Origin of the sequence: Brachybacterium subflavum (assembly GCF_009299795.1) — a bacterium.
Classification (GTDB): domain Bacteria; phylum Actinomycetota; class Actinomycetes; order Actinomycetales; family Dermabacteraceae; genus Brachybacterium; species Brachybacterium subflavum.
Map to the genome: position 1 here is coordinate 17,282 of NZ_VIGP01000009.1, position 20,833 is coordinate 38,114.

Genomic DNA, 20,833 nt, shown 5'->3' on the forward strand with positions numbered 1-20,833 from the left:
TTCGTTCGTCGGCGCCATTAGCTCAGTTGGTTAGAGCAGCTGACTCTTAATCAGCGGGTCCGGGGTTCGAGTCCCTGATGGCGCACCCGATCGAGAAGCCCCCGTCGCGGAAGCGGCGGGGGCTTCGTCGTTCCCATCGGCCGTTCGCTCCGTGTCCGGTCCGCGTGCACGCCGCTCCCAGCCGCGGATCGGGAGAGCGGTGCAGGATCACTTAGACTCGACCTGCGCAGGCTCGGACCGCTCGAGGGCTCTCGATCCGGACGATCCGCGCACGACGCGACATGCGACCTGCGGAAGGAGATCGGCTGTGAAGATCGCCGTCACCGGTGCCACCGGCGTTCTGGGGCAGGAGGCGGTCGAGGCGCTCGTCTCCGCGGGCCACGAGGTGACCGGGGTGACCCGCCGTGAGCGCGGCATCCCCGTGGTCGAGGGCCGCGGCGCATCCGCGGTCGTCGCCGACGTCTTCGACGCCGCCGCCCTCGAGGACGTCTTCGCGGGCCACGACGTGGTCGTGAACACCCTCGCCCACGTGCCGATCGGCATGGCGGCCATGCGCCCGCTGGCCTGGCGCGAGGACGACAAGCTGCACATGGAGGCCTCCGTCGCGATCGCCTCCGCCGCGCAGAAGGCCGGCGTGCAGCGCCTCGTCCAGGAGTCGTCGATGTTCCTCTACCCGGACAACGGCGACGAGTGGATCGGCGAGGACGAGCCCCTGTCCGTCCGCAACCAGGCCTTCCGCCCGCGGGTGCGCGAGATGCGTGCGGCCGTCGACTTCGCGACCGGCGGTCGCAGCGCCGTGATCCTGCGCCTCGGCCAGCTCTTCGGCCGGGACCCGCAGACCACCCACACGCTCAAGGCCACCCGCAGCGGCGACCAGATCCTGCTGGGCAGGCCCGAGAGCTACATCACCCTGCTGCACCACCGCGACGCGGGCCGCGCCTTCGTCGCCGCCCTCGGCGCGCGCAGCGGCTTCTACAACGTGGGCGGGGAGCCGATCACCCGCGGGCGCTGGGCCAAGGACCTCGGCACCGAGGCCAAGGCGAAGGGGCCCGCGAAGTTCTACCCGGAGATCGCGCAGGCCGTCGTCGGGACCCGTCTCGAGGTCCAGCGCCGCAGCCTGCGCGTGAGCTCGGTCCGCTTCATGTCCGAGACGGGCTGGCGCCCTCTCATCGGGCCCTCGACCCCCGGCTGGTCCCGCATGTGAGACGGCCCTCCGGCCTCCGGGCCGGGGTGTTCACAGAACCTTCGCACGCCCGGCCCAGGAACCCCGCTCGGGACCGTCCCGCGCGTGCCAGAATCGAGGCATGTCCTCCCTCGACGTCCGCGCAGGTGAGCGTGCAGGTGAGCGGGCCCACCGCGGCGGGCGGTCCCGGGGCGGCGCGCCGTATCCTGGCGCACGGCCGGAGGTCGGCCGACAATCCACCAGGCAGCGGGGAGAGACGAGGATGAACCCAGCGCGCACGAGCGTGCACGGTGCGCGCACCGGCATCGGCCGGGCCCACGCGAAATCGATCCTTCTGGGCGAGCACGCCGTCGTCTACGGCACCCCCGCGATCGCCGTCCCGCTGCACGCCCTCGACCTCACCGTGCGCGTCTCCGAGCGCGCCGACGAGCAGCTCCACCTCCGCAGCGCCCTGTTCACCGGGTCCGCGGCCGACGCCCCGCAGCGCCTGCACCCCCTGGTCACCGCGATCCACGCGGCCCTCGCCCTCACCACCTCCGCGCCGATCGGCCTGGACGTCGAGATCGACTCGGCGATCCCCTTCGAGCGAGGACTCGGCTCGAGCGCCGCCGTCGCCGCCGGCATCGCCCGCGCGATCGGCGACCTCACCGGCACGCCCCTGGATGCCGAGGCCGTGCACGACGTCGTGATGGCCGCCGAGACCATCGCCCACGGCCGCTCGAGCGGCCTGGACGGCCGGGCCGTCGCCTCCGACGTGCCCATCCGCTTCCGCGCCGGCGAGGTCACCCCGGTCCCCGTCGGCGCCCCTCTCACCTTCGTCCTCGCCGACAGCGGCCACGAGGGCTCGACCGCGGAGGCCGTCGGCGCGGTCCGCGAGCTGCGCGAGACCTTCCCGAGCCGGGTCGACGGGATCATCGGCCGCCTGGGCGGCATCGTCGAGGAGTCCCTCGAGTGCTTCGCCACCGGCGACGTCCCCGCGCTCGGCGCGCTGATGGACGAGGCGCACGGCCTGCTCACCGAGCTCGAGGTGTCCGATGCGACCCTCGACCGCCTCGTCGGCGCGGCCCGCGAGGCCGGCGCGGCGGGCGCGAAGCTCACCGGGGGAGGGCGCGGAGGCTGCGTGCTCGCCCTCGCACCCGATGCGGCCCGCGCCGCGGACCTCGAGACGAAGCTGCGGGACGCCGGCGCGACCCGCACCTGGCAGACCACGGTGGAGACCGCATGAGAACGGCGACAGCGCGCGCGCACCCCAACATCGCGCTCGTGAAGTACTGGGGCAAGGCCGACGAGGAGCTCATCCTCCCCGTCGCCGGCAGCATGTCCATGACCCTCGACGCCTTCGCGACGACGACCACGGTGACCCTGGATCCGGAGGCCGACGAGGACTCCTTCGTCCTGAACGGCTCCCCGGCGACCGGCACCGCCCTCGCGCGGACCACGCGCTTCCTCGACCACGTGCGCGAGCTCGCCGGGTCGAGCGCGCGGGCGCGCGTGCACTCGGTGAACGAGGCGCCGACGGCCGCCGGGCTCGCCTCCTCGGCCTCCGGCTTCGCCGCCCTCGCCCTCGCGGCCTCCCGCGCCTTCGGCCTCGCGCTCGACGAGCGCGCGCTGAGCCGTCTCGCCCGACGGGGCTCCGGATCGGCATGCCGCTCCGTCGTCGACCGCTATGCGGTCTGGCATGCGGGGACCGATGACGAGACCTCGTACGCCGAGCAGATCGACGCACCCGACCTGCGCCTGGTGATCGTCACGGTCGACGGCGCCCAGAAGGCCGTCTCGAGCCGCGAGGGCATGCGCCGCACGGCCGCGACCTCGCCGTTCTACGACGCCTGGATCACCTCGACCGCGCGCACCCTCGAGGAGATGGTGCGCGCGTGCACCGCCGGCGACCTCACGCGGATCGGCGAGATCACCGAGTCCCACGCCCTGCGCATGCACGCCGTCATCGCCTCGAGCGAGCCGCCCGTGCGCTATCTCGCGCCCGCGAGCGTGGCGGTCTTCGACGCCGCCGCCGCGCTGCGCGCCGAGGGCGTCTTCGCCCACCCGACGGCCGATGCCGGTCCCAACGTGTGCGTGCTGACCACGCCCGCAGACGCCGAGCGGGTCGCCGAGACCGTGTCCGCGCACGGCAGCGTCCGGATCGTCGGCCCCGGGCCCGGCGCGCACCTCGTGGACGAGACGGTGGATGCGGTCGATGCGGCCGAGACGGACGGGGTGACGCGATGATCGAGACCCGCGCCCCCGGAAAGCTCTACATCGCCGGCGAGTACGCCGTCGTCGAGCCCGGCCATCCTGCGATCCTCGTGGCCGTGGACCGCTACCTCACCGTGCGCCTCACCGAGGCGATCGGCATGGGACGCGTCCACTCGAGCCGCTACGGGCACGGCCCCGTGACCTGGGTGCGCGACGCCGACGGCGACACCATCGTGGTGGACCACAGCCCCTTCGACTACGTCACCGCGGCGATCACGATCCTCGAGCGCCTGCGCTCCGAGCGGGGCCTGGACCCGCGCTACTTCGACCTGCACATCGACTCCGAGCTGGACGACTCCAGCGGTCGCAAGTTCGGGCTGGGGTCCTCGGCCGCCGTCACGGTCGCCGTCGTCGACGCGCTCGATCGGTTCTACGGCCTAGGGCTCACCGCGATGGAGCGCTTCCGCCTCGCGCTGCTCGCGACCATCCACGTCGCCCCGAAGGCCTCCGGCGGCGACCTCGCGGCCTCGACCTTCGGCGGCTGGATCGCCTACACCGCGCCCGACCGGGCGCGGCTGCTCGCCCTCAGCGACGCCCTCCCGGTGGCCGAGGTGCTCACCGCCCCCGAATGGGACGTCTGCACGGTGCGTCCGCTGCCGGACCTCACCGCGCTGCGCCTGCTCGTGGGCTGGACCGGCTCGCCCGCCTCGACCGAGCGGCTCGTGGACCGGGTGCGCATGAGCGAGGACGACCTCGACGCGCACTACGCCCGGTTCCTCGACGACTCCCGCACCGCCGTCGAGGAGCTCGTCGCCGCCTGGGACAGCGACCCCGCGGCGATGCTCGAGATCATCCGCCGCTGCCGCCGGCTGCTCCAGCAGCTCGGTCGCCTGCGCGGCACCACCATCGAGACCGACCAGCTGCGCACCCTGTGCGACCTCGCCGAGGCCGGCGGCGCCGCAGGCAAGCCCTCCGGGGCCGGCGGCGGCGACTGCGGGATCATGCTCCTGCCCGGGGACGTGGGCGACGACGAGGTGCTCGCCACCTGGCGCGAGCACGACATCCTGCGCCTGGACCTTCGGCCCCACCTCCCGCAGACGGCGGACACCACGGGGGCCGTGCGATGAGCGCGGGGGCCGACGGGGCGAGGCCCGACGCCGACGCCGCGGGACGCCGCGAGCGCAAGGAGGACCACGTGCGCCTCGCCACCGCGCAGTGGCAGGGCGGGACGCGCGCCACCGAGTTCGACGATCTCGAGTTCGTCCACCACGCCCTCGGCGGGGTGAGCCTGCCGGAGGTCGACCTCGGCGTCGAGCTGTTCGGCCGCACCGTGGCCGCCCCCTTCTACATCAACGGCATGACCGGCGGCACGGAGTCCACCGGGCGCATCAACCAGCAGCTCGCGATCGCCGCGCGCGAGACCGGCACCGCCATGGGCTGCGGATCCGTCTCCATCGCCCTGGAGGACGAGTCCGCCGCGGACGCCTTCCGGGTGATCCGCCGCGAGAACCCCGACGGCCTCGTGATGGCGAACATCGGCGTGGGCCGCAGCGTCGAGGACGCCCGCCGCGCCGTCGACCTCGTGGGGGCCGACGCCCTCCAGGTGCACGTCAACGCGGTGCAGGAGACCGTCATGCCCGAGGGCAGCCCCGACTTCTCCTCGTGGTTGCGGGGCATCGAGCAGATCGTGGCGGCGCTCGAGGTGCCGGTGCTCGTCAAGGAGGTCGGCTTCGGGCTCAGCGCCCGCACCCTCGCCGAGCTCGCCTCCATCGGCGTCGCCTGGGCCGACGTCTCCGGGCGCGGCGGCACGGACTTCCTCGCGATCGAGAACGACCGCCGCCCCGGCCGCGACTACTCGTATCTCACCGGCTTCGGCCAGTCCGCCCCCGCGGCGCTGCTGGACGCCCGCGCCCACCAGGGCGAGCTGGGCGGGATGACGCTGCTCGCCTCCGGCGGGGTCCGCGACCCCCTCGACGTCGTCAAGGCCCTCGCGCTCGGCGCCCGCGCCGTCGGCGTCGCCGGCTCCTTCCTCAAGGCCGTCGTCGAGGGCGGGCCCGAGGGGCTCGTCGAGCTCATCGGCTCCTGGCAGCGGCACACCCGCGAGCTCGCGGCCCTGCTCGGCGCCCGCACGGCCGCCGACCTCACGGGCACCGACGTGCTCGTGCGCGGGCGGCTGCGCGAGTTCTGCACGCTGCGCGGCATCGACGCGGGCGCCTTCGCGCGGCGGAAGCAGGCCGCCTCGCCCCGGCCCGCGCCCGCACCCATGTTCCATCCCGTCGACCTCCCCGCAGACCCCCAGGAGCAGCGATGAGCACCGCACCCGATCCCTCCGCGCCCGCGCCCACCACGCAGATCCCCACCCGCTGGGTGGGGCCTCTGCGGATGAGCGGCAACGCCGTCGAGGGCGAGATCGAGGTGCCGCTGGCGACCTACGAGACGCCGCTGTGGCCCTCCGTCGGCCGCGGAGCGCGCATCTCCCGTCTGGTCGAGGGCGGCATCCGCGCGACCGTGCTGGGGGAGCGGATGACCCGCTCCACGCTGTTCGTCGCTCCCGATGCGGCGACCGCCTACGAGGCCTCGCAGATCATCGCCGAGCGCGTCGACGAGCTGCGCGAGGTCGTCTCCTCCGGCTCCCGCTTCGCGCGCCTCGAGGAGATCCACCCCGAGATCGTCGGGAACCTGCTGTTCACGCGCTTCGCGCTCACCACGGGCGACGCCTCGGGCCACAACATGGTCACGCAGGCCTCCGAGCAGCTCATGGAGCGGATCCTCTCCTGGGACCTGGGGATCGAGTACGGATCGATCTCCGGGAACTTCTGCTCGGACAAGAAGGCCACCGCCGTCAACGGCGTGCTCGGCCGCGGCCGCAGCGTCGTCGCCGAGATCCTCATCCCGCACGACGTCGTCGAGAAGCAGCTGCGCTCGACCGCCGAGCGGATCACCGACCTGGTGGTGCGCAAGGACTGGATCGGCTCCACGATCGCCGGCGCCCTGCGCTCCGCCAACGCCCACTACGCGAACATGCTGCTCGCCTTCTACCTCGCGACCGGGCAGGACGCCGCGAACATCGTCGAGGGCTCCCAGGGCTTCACCCACGCCGAGGTCCGCGAGGAGGGCCTGTACTTCTCGTGCACCCTCCCGCACCTGATCGTCGGCACCGTGGGCAACGGCAAGGACCTCCCGCACGTCGACTACGCGATGGAGCGCCTCGGCTGCCGCGAGGAGCGCGAGCCCGGCGCGAACTCGCGCCGGCTGGCCGCGCTGATCGCCGCGAGCGTGCTCTGCGGCGAGCTCTCGCTGCTGGCCGCCCAGACCAACCAGGGTGAGCTGATGACGGCCCATCGTCGCCTCGAGCGGAGGAAGGCACCGCGCTCATGACCAGCAACCGCACCGGAGAATCCACCAGCACCCGTTCCAGCGCGAGCATCGGCATCGAGGACCTCGAGCTCGCCGCCTCCCACCACGTCCTGGACCTCGGTCGGCTCGCCGAGGCCCGCGGCGTCGACGCCGCGAAGTACACGCGCGGCATCGGCCTGGACGAGATGGGCGTGGTCGCGGCCGACGAGGACGTGGTCACGCTGGGAGCGTCCGCCGCCGCGCGTCTGCTCGAGCGCACCGGGACCGAGGGGCTGCGCACCGTGCTGTTCGCGACCGAGTCCGGCGTGGACCAGTCCAAGTCCGGTGCGGTCATCGTCCACGGACTGCTCGGGCTGCCGAGCTCTGTGCGCTCCGTCGAGCTCAAGCAGGCCTGCTACGCGGGCGCGGCCGCCGTGCAGACGGCCATCGGCATCGTGGCCCGTCGGCCTCAGGAGAAGGTCCTCGTGATCGCGGCCGACGTGGCCCGCTACGGCTTGGGCACCTCCGGCGAGCCCACCCAGGGCGCCGGCGCCGTCGCGCTGCTGATCGCCGCCGACCCGGCGCTCCTCGCGATCGACACCGTCTCCGGCGTGTACTCGGCCGACGTCGACGACTTCTGGCGCCCGAACGACTCCACGACCGCGCTCGTGAACGGCCGGCTCTCGATCAGCGCCTACAAGAACGCCCTGCTGGGGGCATGGGACGACCTGCAGGCGCAGGGCGGCCCCGGCGTCGACGAGCTCGAGGCCGTGGTCTACCACCAGCCCTTCACGAAGATGGCCGTCAAGGCGCAGCGCTTCCTCGACCAGCACACCGGCGGCCGGCTCGATCCCGAGGCTCTCGAGCAGGGCGCCGTCTACGACCGCCGGCTCGGCAACACCTACACGGCCTCGCTGTGGGCGGGCCTCGCCGCGCTGCTGGACCATCGCGAGGGGCTCGAGGGCCGACGGATCGGCCTCTTCAGCTACGGATCCGGCAGCGCGGGGGAGATGCTCACCGGCACCGTCCAGCCCGGGTACGCGCGACCCGAGCGCGCCGCGGCGACCCGAGCGGCCCTGGACGCGCGCGTCCCCGTGACCGTCGAGGAGTACGAGGAGCTGCACGAGCGCCTGCTGGGCAGCGACGAGGACGTCGAGACCCCTCGCGTGACCACGGCGCCGTTCCGCTTCGCGGGCGTCCAGGAGGGCGCGCGGAAGTACGAGGCGACCGCCTAGACCGGTCGCCTGCCCAGGGACGACTGGAAGCGCAGCAGGTAGCCGTCGGGATCCTGGACCAGGAACTGCACGACGCCCGTCTCCTGCACTCCGGTGCGGTACCAGCGCGTCTCGGGAGCGAGGAACAGCGCGATCCCGTGTTCCACCAGGCGCCGCGCCGGCGACTCCGCGTCCGGGACGCCGATCTGCAGGTTGATGCCCCGGCCCAGCGGGGGCTCGAGCGGCCCGCTGGATCAGCCGAGCTCCGCGTAGAGCTCCTCGGGAGGGCTCGCCAGGCGTGCCTTGATCGCGGCGGAGTCCGTGTCGAGCACCTCGCTGCGGCCGGCCTCGAGGGCGTCGAGGGTCATCGCCACGACCTGCCGGGGGTCGTTCTTCGGGATGTCCCACCCAGCCATCATGTCGGTGTCGGTCGAGGCCAGATGGACGCCCAGGACCTGCGTCCCCTGGGCGGCGAGCTCGAGCCGAGTGCTGTTGGTCAGCTGCCACTCGGCGGCCTTCGAGGCGGCGTACGAGCCGTTCCCGGGGAAGGTGCGGAACGACAGCAGCGACATGATGTTGATGATCGCGCCGCCGCCGTGCGCGGCGAGCACCGGGGCGAACGCCCGCGAGACGTGCAGGGCGCCGAAGAAGTTCGTCCCCATCTCGGCGCGGATCCGCTCGAGATCGCCCGTGAGCAGGTTCTGCGCCGAGGCGATGCCTGCGTTGTTCACGAGGAGGTCGACGTCGTGGGCCTGCTCGGCGGCGGATTCGGCGTGCGCCGCGTCGGTCACGTCCAGGCGCAGCGGGACGACCCGCGGGTCTTCGAAGGGGAGCGACCTCGGGCGCCGAGCGGTGGCGTAGACGCGCCGGGCGCCCCGCTCGAGCAGCTGCTCGACGACGATGCGGCCGATGCCCCGGTTGGCTCCGGTGACGAGTGCGGTGCTGTGTGCGATGTCCATGTGCGCGACACTAGGACCTGACACCCATGTTAGGTGCAAGCGACGGGGAGGCACGATGCAGGAGGGCACCGGGATGCTGAGGATCGGCGAGCTCGCGAGGCGCACCGGGGTGAGCGTGCGCTCTCTGCGGTACTACGAGTCGAGAGGCCTGCTCGCGGCGGAGCGCACGGGCGGCGGTCAGCGCTCCTACCCGGAGGAGGCCGTGGATCGTGTGCTGCTCATCCAGCAGCTGTTCGCCGCGGGGCTCAGCAGCGGCGACATCGCCGAGCTGCTGCCGTGCATGCGCAGCGGCCGCACCACGGCCGCGATGGTCGAGCGGCTGGAGCGTGAGCGGGCCCGGATGGAGGACCAGATCGAGCAGCTCCACGCGGCGCGCGACCGGCTCGACGGCGTGCTCGCGGACGCGCGGAGCAGGAACGCGACGAGCGCGCCCACCCGAGGGTGAGCGCGCTCGTCGTGACCGGGCGGGGGAGAGGCCGCCGGAGCTCCGGGACTCAGGCGTCCTTGTGCTGGACCAGCGCGCGCTGCACGCCCGTGCGCTTCGAACGGGGCACCAGCACGCTCTCGTCGAAGTGGCCCACGCCGATGAACGAGATGAAGACCTCGTGGTCCGGGATGTCGATGAGCTCGCGGATCTTGGTCTCCTTCTCCGTGCCCATCGCCGTGTTCAGCGGCACCGAGCCCAGGCCCACCTGCGTGAGCCCCAGCAGCAGCGACATCATGAACAGCCCGCCGTCCACGAACGGCTGGTTGCGCTCGGGAGCGAAGAGGAACGCGTCCAGGTCCGCGGAGACCAGCAGCAGCCTGGGCGGCATCTCGTAGCCGGCGAAGCCGCCCTGGATGTCCAGCACCTTCTTGATGACGTCGGGGTCCTCGAACTGGTGGACCCTCGCGCCCTGGCGGTTGCAGACCGAGGGCGACTGCATCGCGATCTGCACCGCACGCGCGATCTCCTCGTCCTTCACGGGCTCGGAGGTGTACTCGCGCACGCTGCGGCGGCCGTAGACCACGTCGAGGAAGCTGCGCTCCTCGTCCTCGTCCTCCACCTCGCCGACGAGCTCCCGGACCTGCCCGGCCGGGAGCACGCCGCCCTCGGAGTGGGTGGTGCCGTCGATGAGGTCCTGGGCGGCCTCGGAGAACAGCTGTCGGAAGTGCGAGACGTCGGTGCCGAGCTGGTCGTGGCGGTCGAAGTAGGCCTTCATCACGGCGGCCGAGCTCTGCAGGAACTCGTCGGAGATGTCGCGATCCGCCGCGAGCCAGGCGTTCATCTCCTTGGAGAGGCCCGGGACCGCACGTCCGCCGAAGCCGGGTCGGAAGTTGCTGCGGCTCAGCCCCTTCTCGATGGCGTGGGCGTGGAAGATCATCCGCGCCTGGGCGCCGGAGACGCCGTCGGCCGACCGCGCATGGCCGAAGGAGCGCACCTGGCGCTCGGAGTCCTTGAGCGCGAGCGCCTTCGCCTGGGAGGCGAAGCCGCCCGCGGGCGCTCCGCCCTTGCGCTTGGCCGGGGCCTTGGCGGCGAGCGCGCCGGTGGGGATCCGCTCGATCTCGATGCTGCGGATGTCGGCCCCGGCACGGCGACCGGTGAAGTGCACGCCGCCGAGCATGAACTGGGTGAACCCGGGCTCGGAGACCGTGAAGGTGAGGGTGTCCGTGCGGGCCCGGCCGCGCGCGCCCTCGACGTTCACGGCGCCGACGACGCGGAACCGGGTCGTCTCGGGATTGCGCACGTGGATGTTGACCTTCTTGGCGTCCGCCGTCGGCGTCCAGTCGATGCGCAGCTGGTAGGCCGAGCCCGCGACGAGCGGCTCCGGCAGGTCCGTCCACACCAGGTTGCCCAGCACGGCGCCGTCGCGCGCCACCCGCAGGCGGGTCTGCTTGCCGCGACGGGCGATCTTCCAGCCGGAGCCCCCGGTCGCGAACTCCGGTGCGGTGAGCGTGAGCTTCTGGCGCGGGTAGAGGGCGGCGGAGCCCGTCGTGCTCGGATCCAGCGCGTCCTTCAGCCATGCCATCGAGGACTCGCGCCCGGAGCTGATGTAGTCGCGCGCCGTCGAGTAGTCGATCTCGCGGGTGACGTGCGGGTTCGCGGCGATGTCTGCCGCGGAGTCGGTCTCGCGCACGCGACGCGTCTCGTCGAGGCCGAGCGAGCTCATGAGGTTCTTGAAGCGGTCGGCGCCGCGCTTGGTGTTGAAGATCGAGGAGAAGGGCTTCTCGAAGATCGCCGCGAAGGCGGAGCCGTGGAAGCTGTCGGTGACGACGTACTCCGCGTCCTGGTAGGTGCGCAGGAAGTTCTCCGGCCGGTCCTCGTCGAGGATCTGTGCGCGCGGCTCGCCGGCCCACAGGGTCCGGCAGTGCTCGATGCCGTCATCGGGGTTGGGGATCACGCGGATGGTCTCGAGGCCGAGCTTGTCCGCGATGCCCTGGGCGACCGCTTTCTTCTCCTCGGTCGGATCGAGGAAGAAGACGCTGAGGTACTCGCCCTCCGGGGCGATGGTGGCCTTCGCGGCGAGCTCGTCGTAGTGCTCGCGGGGGAGCAGGAACACGGGGTCGACGACCAGGGAGGCCTTGGCGCCGAAGATGTCCTTCGCGGTGTCGATCGCGTAGCCCTCGCGCACCGAGATGGCCTTGAAGCGCTGCAGCTGCGCGGCGTGGGTGGCGATGAACTCGGGCGTGAACTTCTTCGTGCCGCGGTTGCCGAAGGAGGTGCCGTAGGCGACGCGCTTGTTCTTCTCGGAGACGAAGTCCAGGAAGAGATCGCTGTTCACGCGGCCGATGAGCGGGTTCCACAGCTGGTCGCTGCCCACCACGAAGGTGCGCGCGCGCTCGTTCAGGCGCGGCAGCTCGGTGAAGTGCATCTGCTGGGTGGTGTGGTAGCCGACGCGCTCGGCGAACTGCATCGAGACGATGTCGTCCGGCCACTCGACGCGGAAGCCGTTGTACCCCAGGGGCTCGTGCACCATGAGCACCGAATGGCCGAGGTTCTGGATCGCCCGGTTCAGGCCGTAGTAGGTGAGGATCGACCCGTAGTTCTTCCCGTACCACCAACCGCACACGGCGACGTCGAATGTCTGCTTCGGATCGGTCATCTGGTGAATCCTTGCCTCTCATCGCTTGCTGCAGGAGGTGACGCCTGGAGTCTGTGGTGCATTCCGGATCCGGCCGAGAATTCGATTCTTTCATGGTCCCGGGACGTCTGATCGAAATGCTTGCGGCGAGTCTAGCCCAGCACCGCCGGGGGAAATCGGTCGTGTCGCCGTGCAGGGGCTAGCGGCTGCGGCGGGTCGACGCCCGGCGGCGCGGCGAAGGGGCGCGCGATGCGCGGCGATGGCGCGGTCGTCGGAGAGCTCTCGCGCGGCGTGCGGTGCACGCGCTGTCCGTGAACGCCTGTCCGCGGTGCAGCATCGTTGCTGGTGAGGGATGGGTGGGTGGGAGTCCAGTGCGTCCGCTCCGCGGGCGACGAAGGGGATCGGGGGCTCGCGGGAGCCGCAGTCGCGGGCGGCCGGCGGCACCGCGATGGGGCGGAGACGGACGTCGTGGTGGACTTCACCGGTCCGGGGAACGCCCGCGGTACACGAGGTGTACGTGCGGTGAACGGAATGCGGACGAGGGGTAAGGGGAGTTCTCAAGCGTCTGGATGCGGAGAGGGGTGGGCGGTGGTGACGATGCCCGGGGCGATTTCGCGGAATGCTCGTTCGTGATATTCGCAGAATCTGCTGTTCGATATTCTGGGCATCGATGTTCTATTGCGCAGTGGTGAGGTGCGCGATATGCGTCGGGCGCTGAATACGAAGGCGATGGTCGTGCTTCCGAGGGGCTGGACAGCAGGGGGATACTGGAGACGGCGGACGGAGCCGTCCGCCGGTCGTGAGGAGGCCATCATGGATTCTCTGTCGGACGTCATCTCCCTGTGCGTGGACCGGGCGAGGTCCTCGGAGTCCGGCCGCCATGCCGAGCACGTGGTGCGCAGCGGTCCGCTGCAGCAGACGGTCGTCGCCCTGCAGCAGGGGAGCGGCCTCGCCGAGCACGAGTCCGATGTGCCGGCGTCCCTGTACATCTATACCGGTGCGATCAGGGTCGACGCGGATCCGCCGTTCGTCCTCCAGAGCGGTGCCCTCCACGTGCTGCCGGGGCGACGGCGTGCGGCCACCGCCCTCCAGGACACCGTCATGCTGCTCACGGCCGTGACGTCGCCGAGCGGCGAGGGCGGTCTCGAGGACGCGTTCGACGAGCACATCCTGCCGACGGGGTGAGGGTCGCCCGCGGCCCGGGGCCCGCGGCATGAAAAAACGCCCTGTCGCCAGGGCGTTTCTTGGGGTGATCGACGGGATTTGAACCCGCGACCGCCTGGACCACAACCAGGAGCTCTACCTACTGAGCTACGACCACCATGTGCGCTCCGAGGACCGCAACGAGAAGCAAGCATACCGGGCGTCGGCCCTGCTCCGCACCCTCGAACCCGGGTTCTCGCTGTGAGACGCCTTGCACTTCGGGGGTGGGACAGCGCCTGCTGGCTGCGCGGGTGCGGCACCCCGCTGTCGAAAAGCAGACGCCGGATGCCGCCTCGTCGTGACAGGCTCACCGCATGCTCCTGCTCGTGACCGGTTCCAGCTGCTCGGGGAAGTCCACGGCGGCCGCCGCCTGCACCGGGCTGCCCCGCCTCGCCGTCCATGACAGCGACGAGCGCGGCGTGCCCAGCGATGCCGACACCGCCTGGCGTCAGCGCGAGCTGCGCTGGTGTGTGCGTGAGGCGATGCGTCTCGAGAGGGCCGGGGAGGATCTGCTGCTCACCGCGCAGTCGCCGATCGGCGAGCTGCTGGCCGTGCCGGAAGCCGTGGAGGTGCGGACGGCGGTATGCCTCCTCGACGTCGAGGACGAGGAGCGCCGACGGCGTCTGGAGGCGCGCGACCCCGGCACGTGGTCGCCCGCGCAGGTCGATGCCTTCCTGGGGTGGGCGCGCTGGCACCGCGGCCACGCCGCAGATCCAGCCCACGCCCCCGAGGTGATCGTCGCGCCGGGCGAGACGGGCATGCGCTGGGAGCGCTGGCTGCCTCCCGCTCCGCGGCCGAGCGCATGGCAGGTCGAGGTCATCGACACCACCGGGGCGCCGCTCGAGGCGACCGCCGACCGGCTCAGGTCATGGATCGGCAGGAACCGGGCCCTGATCTCCGCATGACCGGTTCCCCATGACCGGCTCCGCGCGACCGGCTTGCCTGCGGGCCGACGGGGGAGAACAGTGGGGCCATGATCATCGCCTTCTCCGTCCAGCCCACCGGTGAGCCCTCCGACCCGAGCCTGACCCGCGACCTCGCCGAGGGATCCGACGCCGCGAGCGTCCACGACGCGGTCGCCGCGGCCGTCCGCGTGGTCCGCGAGTCGGGCCTTCCCAACCGCACCAGCTCGACGTTCACCGAGATCGAGGGCGACTGGGACGAGGTGATGGACGTGGTGCGTCGCGCGACCGCCGAGGCCGGCCGCTTCGGATCGCGCGTCTCCCTCGTGCTCAAGGCCGACATCCGCCCCGGACACGAGGGTGAGCTCGACGGCAAGATCGAGCGCCTCGACGCCGCTCTCGACCGACACTGAGGTCGGCTCCGCGCCGGCCCGACGCGCAGCGACGTCGGCCCGGCGCGCAGCGACGCACGGAGATGTGACCGTGGCGAGCCAGAATCCGCTGATCCTGGCTCGCCAAGGTCACATCTTCGCCGATCCGCGAGCGCGGCGCGCGGCGCGTGCCGCGTGCCGCGTGCCGCGTGCTCCGCTCAGCCGATCTCGTCGACCAGGCCGTCGCGGACCGCCGCGGCCATGGTCGGGGTGACCGGCAGGCGCGGGAGGAGCGTCGCCTGGTAGGCGTGGTAGATGTCGGGCTTGCCCTCCCAGGTGCGGGCCTGGGGCTGGTTGCGGCGGTCCAGCTCGTGGTGCCAGCTGCCCCGCTCGGGGTCCAACAGGAACTCGCTGACGTACTCCCACCAGGACTGGTAGCGGTCGGCCCACTTCGCCTCGCCCGTCACCTGGAACATCACGGCGGCGGCGGCGGTGGCCTCGGCGGCGACCCAGTGCATGCGCTCGTGCACCACGGGGGTGCCGTCCCAGTCCACGGTGTACGGGAAGCCGGGCTCGCCGTCCATGCCGAAGGCGGCGTCGGCCCGGCTCATGAGGGCGTTCGCGGCCTCGAGCATCCACTCGGGGGCCTCGCCGTCCTTCGCCAGCAGGGCCGCGCGGCCGTGCATCACCAGGCGGGACCACTCGAGCCAGTGCCCCACGGTCGCGCCGTAGGGACGGAAGGGATCGGCGGGCTTGTCCTCGTTGTACTCGAGGATCGGGTTCCACGAGGTGTCGAAGTGCTCGGGCAGCAGCCAGTCCTGCTCGCGCGCGAACTCGTCGATCGCCCGGGTCATGATGCCCACGGCGCGGTCCAGCCAGCGTCGGTCGCCGGTGACGTCGGACGCGGCGAGCAGCGCCTCGGTGGTGTGCATGTTCGCGTTGATGCCGCGGTAGTCCTCGCAGACGGCGAAGGCGCGGTCGAAGGTGTCCACGCTCATCCCCGCCTCCTCGTCGTAGAACTTCGCATCGAGAACGCCCAGGGCCTCCTCGAGGAGCTCGGCGGCGTGCGGGCGGCCGGCGGCGGTCGCGGAGGCGGCGGCGAGCACCACGAAGGCGTGGGCGTAGGCCTCCTTGGCGTCGTCGATGACCGTCTCGCCGGAGATCTTCGAGTACCAGCCGCCGTGCTCCTGGTCCTTGAACACGGTGCGCAGCGACTCGATGCCGTGGTCGACGAAGCGCCCGTACTCGGGGCTGCCCAGCATGGTCGCGAGCGCGAAGCAGTGGGTCATGCGGCAGGTCACCCAGAGCTCGGCGGGCTTGTCGGGATCCAGCTCGCCGTTCTCGTCGAGCCAGCCGAACCCGCCGTCCTCGCGCAGGGACTCGGCGCCGAAGACGAGCAGCTCCTCGCCCTCGGAGTCCAGCCAGGTGCGGTGGGTGGCGCGCTGCAGCCAGGCGACGGCGGGCGCGGAGGCGGGGGCCTCCTGCGCGGCCGCCTCCTCGCCCTCCGCCGTCAGCTCGTAGCTGCGGGCTGCGGCCTGGGCCTGTGCGGTCGTCGGCCCGGGATCCGCCACGAACAGCACCTCGCGGTAGTACTTGAGCTCCTGGATGGACTCGCGGATGTCCGCCAGCGCCCGGTGGCCGCCGTGCTTGGCGGGCGTGTTGTAGAAGACACGGGGGAACCAGCGCTTGGCCAGCTCCTTGAGGCTCGAGACGTCGATCGTGCGATAGGAGAGCCAGGCGGCGAACTCCGGCACGTCCTTGTCGAGGAACACCCGGTCGGTGCCCACGGAGTTGCCGGCGAGCGGCGCCTTGCCGGCCTCCGGGCAGTGCTCGCGCACGTAAGCCAGGCACTGCTCCTGCGCGGCCTCGAGGGTGATGCCCGCATCCAGCTCCTCGAGCAGACCGGAGTCGGTGTGCATGGTGCGCACGAAGTCGCCCATCTGCTCCAGCGCCTCGGCCGGGGGCTTGACGACGACGTCCACGCCCTCCCCGAGGATGTTCAGGTCACCGTCGGTGACCAGGACGGCGATCTCGACGAGCGCGTCCTTCTCCTTGTCCAGTCCGGTCATCTCGCAGTCGACCCAGATGATGCGGTCGGCGGTTCCACGGTTCGAAGTGCTCACGTGGCAAGGGTAGTCGCCGCGGACGGCGCCGCGCCGCCGCCGACGGCTCTGGAATACTGACGCGCCGGACACGGGGTGCGCCGCCGGCGCTGAGATCACACCCGTGGAACCTGATGCAGTTCGCACTGACGAAGGGATGTCCGCCATGCGGTCACGTCTGCCCGAGAGCCCGTCCACGACACCGTCCGGGACCACGTCCGGGAGCTCCGCCGCGGCATCGCCGCCGGACGCGCCGTCCGCGCAGCTGCCGCCCGAGGGGCGCGCCGCCCTGCGCGCCGGCGTCGTGGGCAACTTCATCGACAACGTCCACGTGTTCCTGCCGCTGACCGCGCTGACCCCCGCGCTCGCGGTCGTCGCGGGACCGGGGATCGCCGCCACCACGGGCGCGATCGTGGTGATCGCGATGATGCTCGGCCGGCCTGTCGGCGGGATGGTGTTCGGCAGGATCTCGGACCGTCTGGGGCGCACCCGCACCACGAAGGTCGCGATCACCGGCACCGCCGTCTGCGCCCTGCTCATCGCCGCGATGCCCACGCACGAGCTCCTGGGGGTCGGCACGATCGGCCTCATCCTCGCCCTGCGCTTCCTGGGCGGCATCTTCGTGGCCGGCGAGTACTCGGCGGCGATCCCGCTGGCGATGGAGTGGTCGGCTCCGCGCCGGCGCGGCCTCATGAGCGGGCTCATCCTCTCGATGGCTCCCTGGGCGCAGGCCGCGATCGCCTTCGCGACCGCGGCGCTGCTGGTCGTCCTGGGTCCGGAGGCCTACGCCGCGTGGGGCTGGCGGGTGCTCTTCGTGCTCGGGGCGCTCGCCTCCCTCGGCATGCTCGCCTACTACCGGCGGCGCGTCGTCGATGCGCCGATGACGCGACGCGTGATCGAGCGACCGCAGGCGTCCGAGAGGGCCGACGAACCTGCCGCATCGGGCATCGCGGCGATGCTCCGCGGGCGCTGGGCGGGCGCCTTCTGGCAGGTGTTCACGCTGATGACGGGCCTGTGGCTGCTCACGAACACGACGGTCATCATGCTCACCGCGCAGCTCGGCGCGGACACGGGACTCTCCGCGACAAGCGTCTCGGTCGCGATGGGCATCGCCTCGTGCGCGCAGGCGCTCGCGATGGCCCTCGCCGGGCATCTCTCCACCAGCACCGGCCGGCGGCGCCTGTTCGTCCTGTGGGGGATCGCGGCGACCGTGCTGGGTCCGGTGCTGTGGTGGATGTCGGTCGGCTCGAGCACGCTGGCCGGCGCTGCCGTGCTCGCCGCGGCGCTGCAGATCGTGACCGTCGCCGCCTACGGTCCGGTCTCCGCCTACCTCTCCGAGCGCTTCCCGACCACGGTGCGCTCCACCGGGTACGGCATGGGCTACAGTCTCTCGCTGATCCTCCCCGCGCTCTACCCGTTCTACCTGCCGGGCCTGGCCGGACTCCTCGGCGCGCACGCCGCCGTGCTGGGCCTGCTCGCCCTCGGCGGAGTTCTGCTGGTGATCGGCGCAGCGGTCGGGCCTCGGCTCTCGGCGGCGGAGATCGACGGGGACCTCGACGCGGTCGCCGAGGGACGCACACCGGGGGCAGGGCGATGAGCGCGGACCGGGGCCTCCTCGACGACCCGGACCTGCGCGTCGTCGCCCCGGTCATCGCCGAGCTGTGCCGCCGCCCGCCGCTCGTCCACTGCGTCACCGCCACGGTGTCGATGGGGATCGTCGCCGATGGTCTCCTGGCCGCGGGCGCACGGCCGATGATGACGGAGACCGAGGCGGAGGCGCCCGTGGTGACAGGGGCGGCCGACGCGCTGCTCGTGAACCTCGGGACGCTCAGCACGGATGGGATGACGGGCATCCCCGCGACCGTCGCGGCCAGCATCGCTGCAGACCACCCCTGGGTTCTCGACCCCACGGCGATCGGCAGGGCCCCAGTGCGCACGGCGCTCGCGCGCGAGCTCGTGGGCGAGCGGCCCGACGTGGTGCGTGCCAATGCCTCGGAGACCCTCGCCCTGCGCGGCGGATCCGGCGGGCACGGGGCCGACGCGAGCGATGCGGCCGAGAGCGCCCGCGGGGCCGCCCGCGAGATCGTCGCCCTCACCGGTGGGGCGGTCGCCGTCTCGGGTCCGGTGGACTGGATCGTCGGTGCGGGTGCGGGTGCGGGTGCGGGTGCGGACGACGGGACCGGCTCGTCGCGGATCGAGGTCCGACGGGGGCATCCGCTGCTCACGCGCGTGACCGGCACCGGGTGCCTGCTCGGAGCGCTCACCGCCGCGTGCCTCGTCGCGGTGCGGAGAATGCGACCCGTCGACCCGCCCGCGGACCCGGCCGTCGACCCGCTCGCCCGCCCCTCGGTCCTCGCCGCTCGCGCCGCGACCGTCTGGCTCGACGTCGCGGGGGAGCGCGCCGCCCGCCGCGCACCGCGGCCCGGCGCCTTCCGCACAGCCCTTCTCGACGCGCTCGACGAGATCGGCGAGCACGCCCTGTCGAGCACCATGGAGGACCGATGACCCTGCACCACGACCATCTCGCGGACTCTGGCGGGGACACCGCGCCGTCGGCACCGCTCGACCTGCGCTGCTATCTCGTCACCTCCGGCGCCGACCGTCGCACGGTGGAGACCGCCGCTGCCGCCGCCGAGGCCGGCGCGGGCGTCGTCCAGGTCCGCGCGAAGGAGCTGGGGACGCGCGAGCTGCTGGGCCTCGTGATCGAGGTCGCCCGCGCCGTCTGCGCCGCCGCACCCGCGTGCCGGGTGCTCGTCGACGACCGCGTGGACGTGGCCTGCGCCGCCCGTGCCCGCGGCGAGCACGTCCACGGCGTCCACCTCGGCCAGGACGACCTCCCGGTCGCGGATGCGCGCGCGGCGCTCGGCCCCGAGGCGGTCATCGGACTGACCACCGGGACCCTCGAGCTCGTGAGGACCGCCCAGACGCAGGCCCACCTGCTCGACTACGTGGGCGCCGGCCCGTTCCGGCCCACGCCAACGAAGGAGTCGGGCCGCACGCCCCTGGGCATCGACGGCTACCGGACGCTGGTCGCGGCCACGCGCCTGCCGATCGTCGCGATCGGTGACGTCACGGCCCGTGACGTGCCCGAGCTCGCGGGCACAGGCATCGCCGGCACCGCGATCGTGCGGGCGATCATGGGAGCGGACGACCCCGCGGGCGTGGTCCGCGAGGTGCTGGACGGCTTCACACCGCCGACCAGCCCCCGTCGGACGCGAGCACCGCGCCGTTGACGTTCGACGCATCGTCGGAGAGCAGGTACAGGATCGAGGAGGCCAGCTGCTCCGCCAAGGCGATCGACGGGATGTTCCCGCGCGCCTCCTCGAGCCGTGCGCTGCCGAAGGGAGCGATGGACGGCTGCATCGGGATCCCGGTGGCGACGCCGCCCGGCGCGACGGCGTTCGTGCGGATCCCCTCCTTCGCGTACATGAAGGCCATCGACTTCGTGATGCCCATGACCGCATGCTTCGAGGCCGTGTAGGCGACACCCGACGCCGAGCCGCGCAGCCCCGCCTCGCTCGCCACGTGCACGACCGCTCCGCCGCCGCTCTCGAGCATCCGGGCGGCCACCGCGCGCGTGACCGCGAGGAGACCGCCCACGTTCACCGCGAACACCTTCGCCCACATCTCGTCGCTGACCTCGTGGATCGCGGAGAAGTCGTCGTTGATCCCGGCGACGTTCGCGAGGCCGTCGATGCGCTCGCCGGCCTCGGCGAGGATCGCGTCAATCGTGGCGGCGGATCCGAGGTCGCCGACGACGGTGATCAGACGCTCCCGGCCCGAGACGCCGGACGGACCACCCACCTCGGCGGCGTCCGATGCGAGGGCCTCGAGCCGCTCGGCGGAGATGTCGGTCGCGACCACGCGGGCGCCCTCGGCGAGCAGACGCTCGGCCGTCGCCCGACCGATGCCCCCGGCGGCGCCCGTCACCACGACGGTCCGGCCCGCGAAGCGCCCCGACCCCTGCGCTGGGCCGCCGCCCTCGACGCGCCTCCGGGAGGCGGCGCCGGCCGGATCCTCCGGGATCTCCCCGCCGTTCGCGGCCCGGACCATGTCGTCGATCGCGCTCTGCGGGAGCTCACCGCGGCTCAGCGGCACCAGTTGCTGGAGCGGCATGCCGAGCGCGGGACCGAGCGACGACTCGCTGCTGCCGCTGCGCTCGAGGAAGGCGCGCAGCACGGGCCCTCCGGTCGGGTGGTCGAGCCAGGCGCTGATCGGAGCGCTCGCGGTGATGTGATCGGGGGCGGGGCTGGGGGTGGGAGAAGCAGCATCGCTCATTGTGTGGACCTCCGACGTCGACGTGGGTGG

19 protein-coding genes, 2 tRNA genes and 1 riboswitch are annotated in these 20,833 nt (G+C 72.4%); of the genes, 15 read left to right on the top strand and 6 right to left on the bottom strand.

The genetic code is table 11. The annotated features are described in order from the left end of the window. Positions 1-11: 11 nt before the first annotated feature. The 8 genes from FHG10_RS17240 to FHG10_RS17275 all read left to right on the top strand — a co-directional run bounded on the left by FHG10_RS17240 (position 12) and on the right by FHG10_RS17275 (position 7,947). Positions 12-85, top strand: a tRNA-Lys gene (locus FHG10_RS17240). Positions 86-307: 222 nt separating this feature from the next. Then, a complete protein-coding gene (locus FHG10_RS17245) occupies positions 308-1,204 on the top strand; it encodes an NAD-dependent epimerase/dehydratase family protein (RefSeq protein WP_152354603.1) in 897 nt (298 codons plus the stop codon). Positions 1,205-1,445: 241 nt separating this feature from the next. After that, the gene (gene mvk / locus FHG10_RS17250; protein WP_193636371.1) at positions 1,446-2,408 is read left to right on the top strand and encodes a mevalonate kinase; all 963 of its coding nucleotides are present in this window, start codon (positions 1,446-1,448) and stop codon (positions 2,406-2,408) included. Beyond that, the gene (gene mvaD / locus FHG10_RS17255) at positions 2,405-3,409 is read left to right on the top strand and encodes a diphosphomevalonate decarboxylase (protein WP_152354605.1); all 1,005 of its coding nucleotides are present in this window, start codon (positions 2,405-2,407) and stop codon (positions 3,407-3,409) included. Before mvk ends, mvaD begins: the two co-directional genes overlap by 4 nt. Next, positions 3,406-4,503 (top strand): phosphomevalonate kinase, encoded by a 1,098-nt coding sequence (locus FHG10_RS17260; RefSeq protein WP_152354606.1) that lies wholly within the window; start codon positions 3,406-3,408, stop codon positions 4,501-4,503. Before mvaD ends, FHG10_RS17260 begins: the two co-directional genes overlap by 4 nt. Continuing rightward, positions 4,500-5,687, top strand: coding sequence for a type 2 isopentenyl-diphosphate Delta-isomerase (gene fni, locus FHG10_RS17265; protein WP_152354607.1), 1,188 nt, complete (start codon positions 4,500-4,502; stop codon positions 5,685-5,687). The genes FHG10_RS17260 and fni overlap by 4 nt, the downstream gene beginning before the upstream one ends. Continuing rightward, on the top strand, positions 5,684-6,754 hold the full coding sequence (locus FHG10_RS17270) for a hydroxymethylglutaryl-CoA reductase (protein WP_152354608.1): 1,071 nt from the start codon (positions 5,684-5,686) through the stop codon (positions 6,752-6,754). The genes fni and FHG10_RS17270 overlap by 4 nt, the downstream gene beginning before the upstream one ends. After that, positions 6,751-7,947, top strand: coding sequence for a hydroxymethylglutaryl-CoA synthase (locus FHG10_RS17275; RefSeq protein ID WP_152354609.1), 1,197 nt, complete (start codon positions 6,751-6,753; stop codon positions 7,945-7,947). Before FHG10_RS17270 ends, FHG10_RS17275 begins: the two co-directional genes overlap by 4 nt. Here FHG10_RS17275 and FHG10_RS18085 read toward each other — a convergent pair. After that, positions 7,944-8,093: a VOC family protein gene (locus tag FHG10_RS18085; protein ID WP_193636372.1), complete on the bottom strand. Its 150-nt coding sequence runs from the start codon at positions 8,091-8,093 to the stop codon at positions 7,944-7,946. The two genes, FHG10_RS17275 and FHG10_RS18085, sit on opposite strands and share 4 nt — an antisense overlap. 87 nt (positions 8,094-8,180) lie before the next feature. Further along, positions 8,181-8,885, bottom strand: coding sequence for an SDR family oxidoreductase (locus tag FHG10_RS17280; protein ID WP_152354610.1), 705 nt, complete (start codon positions 8,883-8,885; stop codon positions 8,181-8,183). Positions 8,886-8,940: 55 nt separating this feature from the next. Here FHG10_RS17280 and FHG10_RS17285 point away from each other — a divergent pair, with 55 nt between their 5' ends. After that, a complete protein-coding gene (locus FHG10_RS17285) occupies positions 8,941-9,330 on the top strand; it encodes a MerR family transcriptional regulator (RefSeq protein WP_227488353.1) in 390 nt (129 codons plus the stop codon). A gap of 49 nt (positions 9,331-9,379) precedes the next feature. Here FHG10_RS17285 and FHG10_RS17290 read toward each other — a convergent pair whose 3' ends face one another. Next, complete coding sequence (locus FHG10_RS17290) at positions 9,380-11,968, bottom strand: polysaccharide pyruvyl transferase family protein (RefSeq protein WP_152354611.1); 2,589 nt, start codon at positions 11,966-11,968, stop codon at positions 9,380-9,382. 792 nt (positions 11,969-12,760) lie between these two features. Between FHG10_RS17290 and FHG10_RS17295 the strand changes: the two genes are divergently transcribed. Beyond that, positions 12,761-13,132 carry a cupin domain-containing protein gene (locus FHG10_RS17295; RefSeq protein WP_193636373.1) on the top strand — a complete coding sequence of 124 codons (372 nt, stop codon included), beginning with the start codon at positions 12,761-12,763 and terminating at the stop codon, positions 13,130-13,132. Between the two features lie 60 nt (positions 13,133-13,192). Here the strand turns inward: FHG10_RS17295 and FHG10_RS17300 are convergent. Continuing rightward, positions 13,193-13,268, bottom strand: a tRNA-His gene (locus FHG10_RS17300). A gap of 196 nt (positions 13,269-13,464) precedes the next feature. Here FHG10_RS17300 and FHG10_RS17305 point away from each other — a divergent pair. Then, on the top strand, positions 13,465-14,055 hold the full coding sequence (locus tag FHG10_RS17305; RefSeq protein WP_152354612.1) for a hypothetical protein: 591 nt from the start codon (positions 13,465-13,467) through the stop codon (positions 14,053-14,055). A 68-nt stretch (positions 14,056-14,123) separates the two neighbouring features. Further along, positions 14,124-14,465, top strand: coding sequence for a thiamine-binding protein (locus tag FHG10_RS17310; RefSeq protein ID WP_152354613.1), 342 nt, complete (start codon positions 14,124-14,126; stop codon positions 14,463-14,465). A gap of 176 nt (positions 14,466-14,641) precedes the next feature. Here the strand turns inward: FHG10_RS17310 and orn are convergent, their stop codons facing one another. Continuing rightward, positions 14,642-16,546 carry an oligoribonuclease gene (gene orn / locus FHG10_RS17315; protein ID WP_227488354.1) on the bottom strand — a complete coding sequence of 635 codons (1,905 nt, stop codon included), beginning with the start codon at positions 16,544-16,546 and terminating at the stop codon, positions 14,642-14,644. Positions 16,547-16,607: 61 nt separating this feature from the next. After that, positions 16,608-16,700: riboswitch (TPP riboswitch) on the top strand. Between orn and FHG10_RS17320 the strand changes: the two genes are divergently transcribed. The 3 genes from FHG10_RS17320 to FHG10_RS17330 all read left to right on the top strand — a co-directional run bounded on the left by FHG10_RS17320 (position 16,692) and on the right by FHG10_RS17330 (position 19,758). Then, positions 16,692-18,122 (top strand): MFS transporter, encoded by a 1,431-nt coding sequence (locus FHG10_RS17320; protein WP_193636374.1) that lies wholly within the window; start codon positions 16,692-16,694, stop codon positions 18,120-18,122. Its footprint overlaps the riboswitch before it by 9 nt. Beyond that, positions 18,119-19,030 carry a hydroxyethylthiazole kinase gene (locus FHG10_RS17325; protein ID WP_152354614.1) on the top strand — a complete coding sequence of 304 codons (912 nt, stop codon included), beginning with the start codon at positions 18,119-18,121 and terminating at the stop codon, positions 19,028-19,030. The genes FHG10_RS17320 and FHG10_RS17325 overlap by 4 nt, the downstream gene beginning before the upstream one ends. Further along, positions 19,027-19,758: a thiamine phosphate synthase gene (locus tag FHG10_RS17330; protein WP_152354615.1), complete on the top strand. Its 732-nt coding sequence runs from the start codon at positions 19,027-19,029 to the stop codon at positions 19,756-19,758. Before FHG10_RS17325 ends, FHG10_RS17330 begins: the two co-directional genes overlap by 4 nt. Here the strand turns inward: FHG10_RS17330 and FHG10_RS17335 are convergent. After that, positions 19,712-20,803, bottom strand: a complete 1,092-nt coding sequence (locus tag FHG10_RS17335) for an SDR family NAD(P)-dependent oxidoreductase (protein WP_152354616.1) — start codon at positions 20,801-20,803, stop codon at positions 19,712-19,714. The genes FHG10_RS17330 and FHG10_RS17335 overlap by 47 nt on opposite strands. Positions 20,804-20,833 lie beyond the last annotated feature (30 nt).

Bases quoted from the DNA above. Each gene is read 5' to 3' on its own strand.
- mvk (WP_193636371.1), top strand. From the start codon at position 1,446: ATGAACCCAGCGCGCACGAGCGTGCACGGTGCGCGCACCGGCATCGGC.
- FHG10_RS17290 (WP_152354611.1), bottom strand. From the start codon at position 11,968: ATGACCGATCCGAAGCAGACATTCGACGTCGCCGTGTGCGGTTGGTGG.
- FHG10_RS17325 (WP_152354614.1), top strand. From the start codon at position 18,119: ATGAGCGCGGACCGGGGCCTCCTCGACGACCCGGACCTGCGCGTCGTC.
- FHG10_RS17280 (WP_152354610.1), bottom strand. From the start codon at position 8,885: ATGGACATCGCACACAGCACCGCACTCGTCACCGGAGCCAACCGGGGC.
- FHG10_RS17285 (WP_227488353.1), top strand. From the start codon at position 8,941: ATGCAGGAGGGCACCGGGATGCTGAGGATCGGCGAGCTCGCGAGGCGC.
- FHG10_RS17330 (WP_152354615.1), top strand. From the start codon at position 19,027: ATGACCCTGCACCACGACCATCTCGCGGACTCTGGCGGGGACACCGCG.
- FHG10_RS17270 (WP_152354608.1), top strand. From the start codon at position 5,684: ATGAGCACCGCACCCGATCCCTCCGCGCCCGCGCCCACCACGCAGATC.
- FHG10_RS17295 (WP_193636373.1), top strand. From the start codon at position 12,761: ATGGATTCTCTGTCGGACGTCATCTCCCTGTGCGTGGACCGGGCGAGG.
- mvaD (WP_152354605.1), top strand. From the start codon at position 2,405: ATGAGAACGGCGACAGCGCGCGCGCACCCCAACATCGCGCTCGTGAAG.
- FHG10_RS17260 (WP_152354606.1), top strand. From the start codon at position 3,406: ATGATCGAGACCCGCGCCCCCGGAAAGCTCTACATCGCCGGCGAGTAC.
- FHG10_RS17305 (WP_152354612.1), top strand. From the start codon at position 13,465: ATGCTCCTGCTCGTGACCGGTTCCAGCTGCTCGGGGAAGTCCACGGCG.
- FHG10_RS17275 (WP_152354609.1), top strand. From the start codon at position 6,751: ATGACCAGCAACCGCACCGGAGAATCCACCAGCACCCGTTCCAGCGCG.
- fni (WP_152354607.1), top strand. From the start codon at position 4,500: ATGAGCGCGGGGGCCGACGGGGCGAGGCCCGACGCCGACGCCGCGGGA.
- FHG10_RS17310 (WP_152354613.1), top strand. From the start codon at position 14,124: ATGATCATCGCCTTCTCCGTCCAGCCCACCGGTGAGCCCTCCGACCCG.
- FHG10_RS17320 (WP_193636374.1), top strand. From the start codon at position 16,692: ATGCGGTCACGTCTGCCCGAGAGCCCGTCCACGACACCGTCCGGGACC.
- FHG10_RS17335 (WP_152354616.1), bottom strand. From the start codon at position 20,803: ATGAGCGATGCTGCTTCTCCCACCCCCAGCCCCGCCCCCGATCACATC.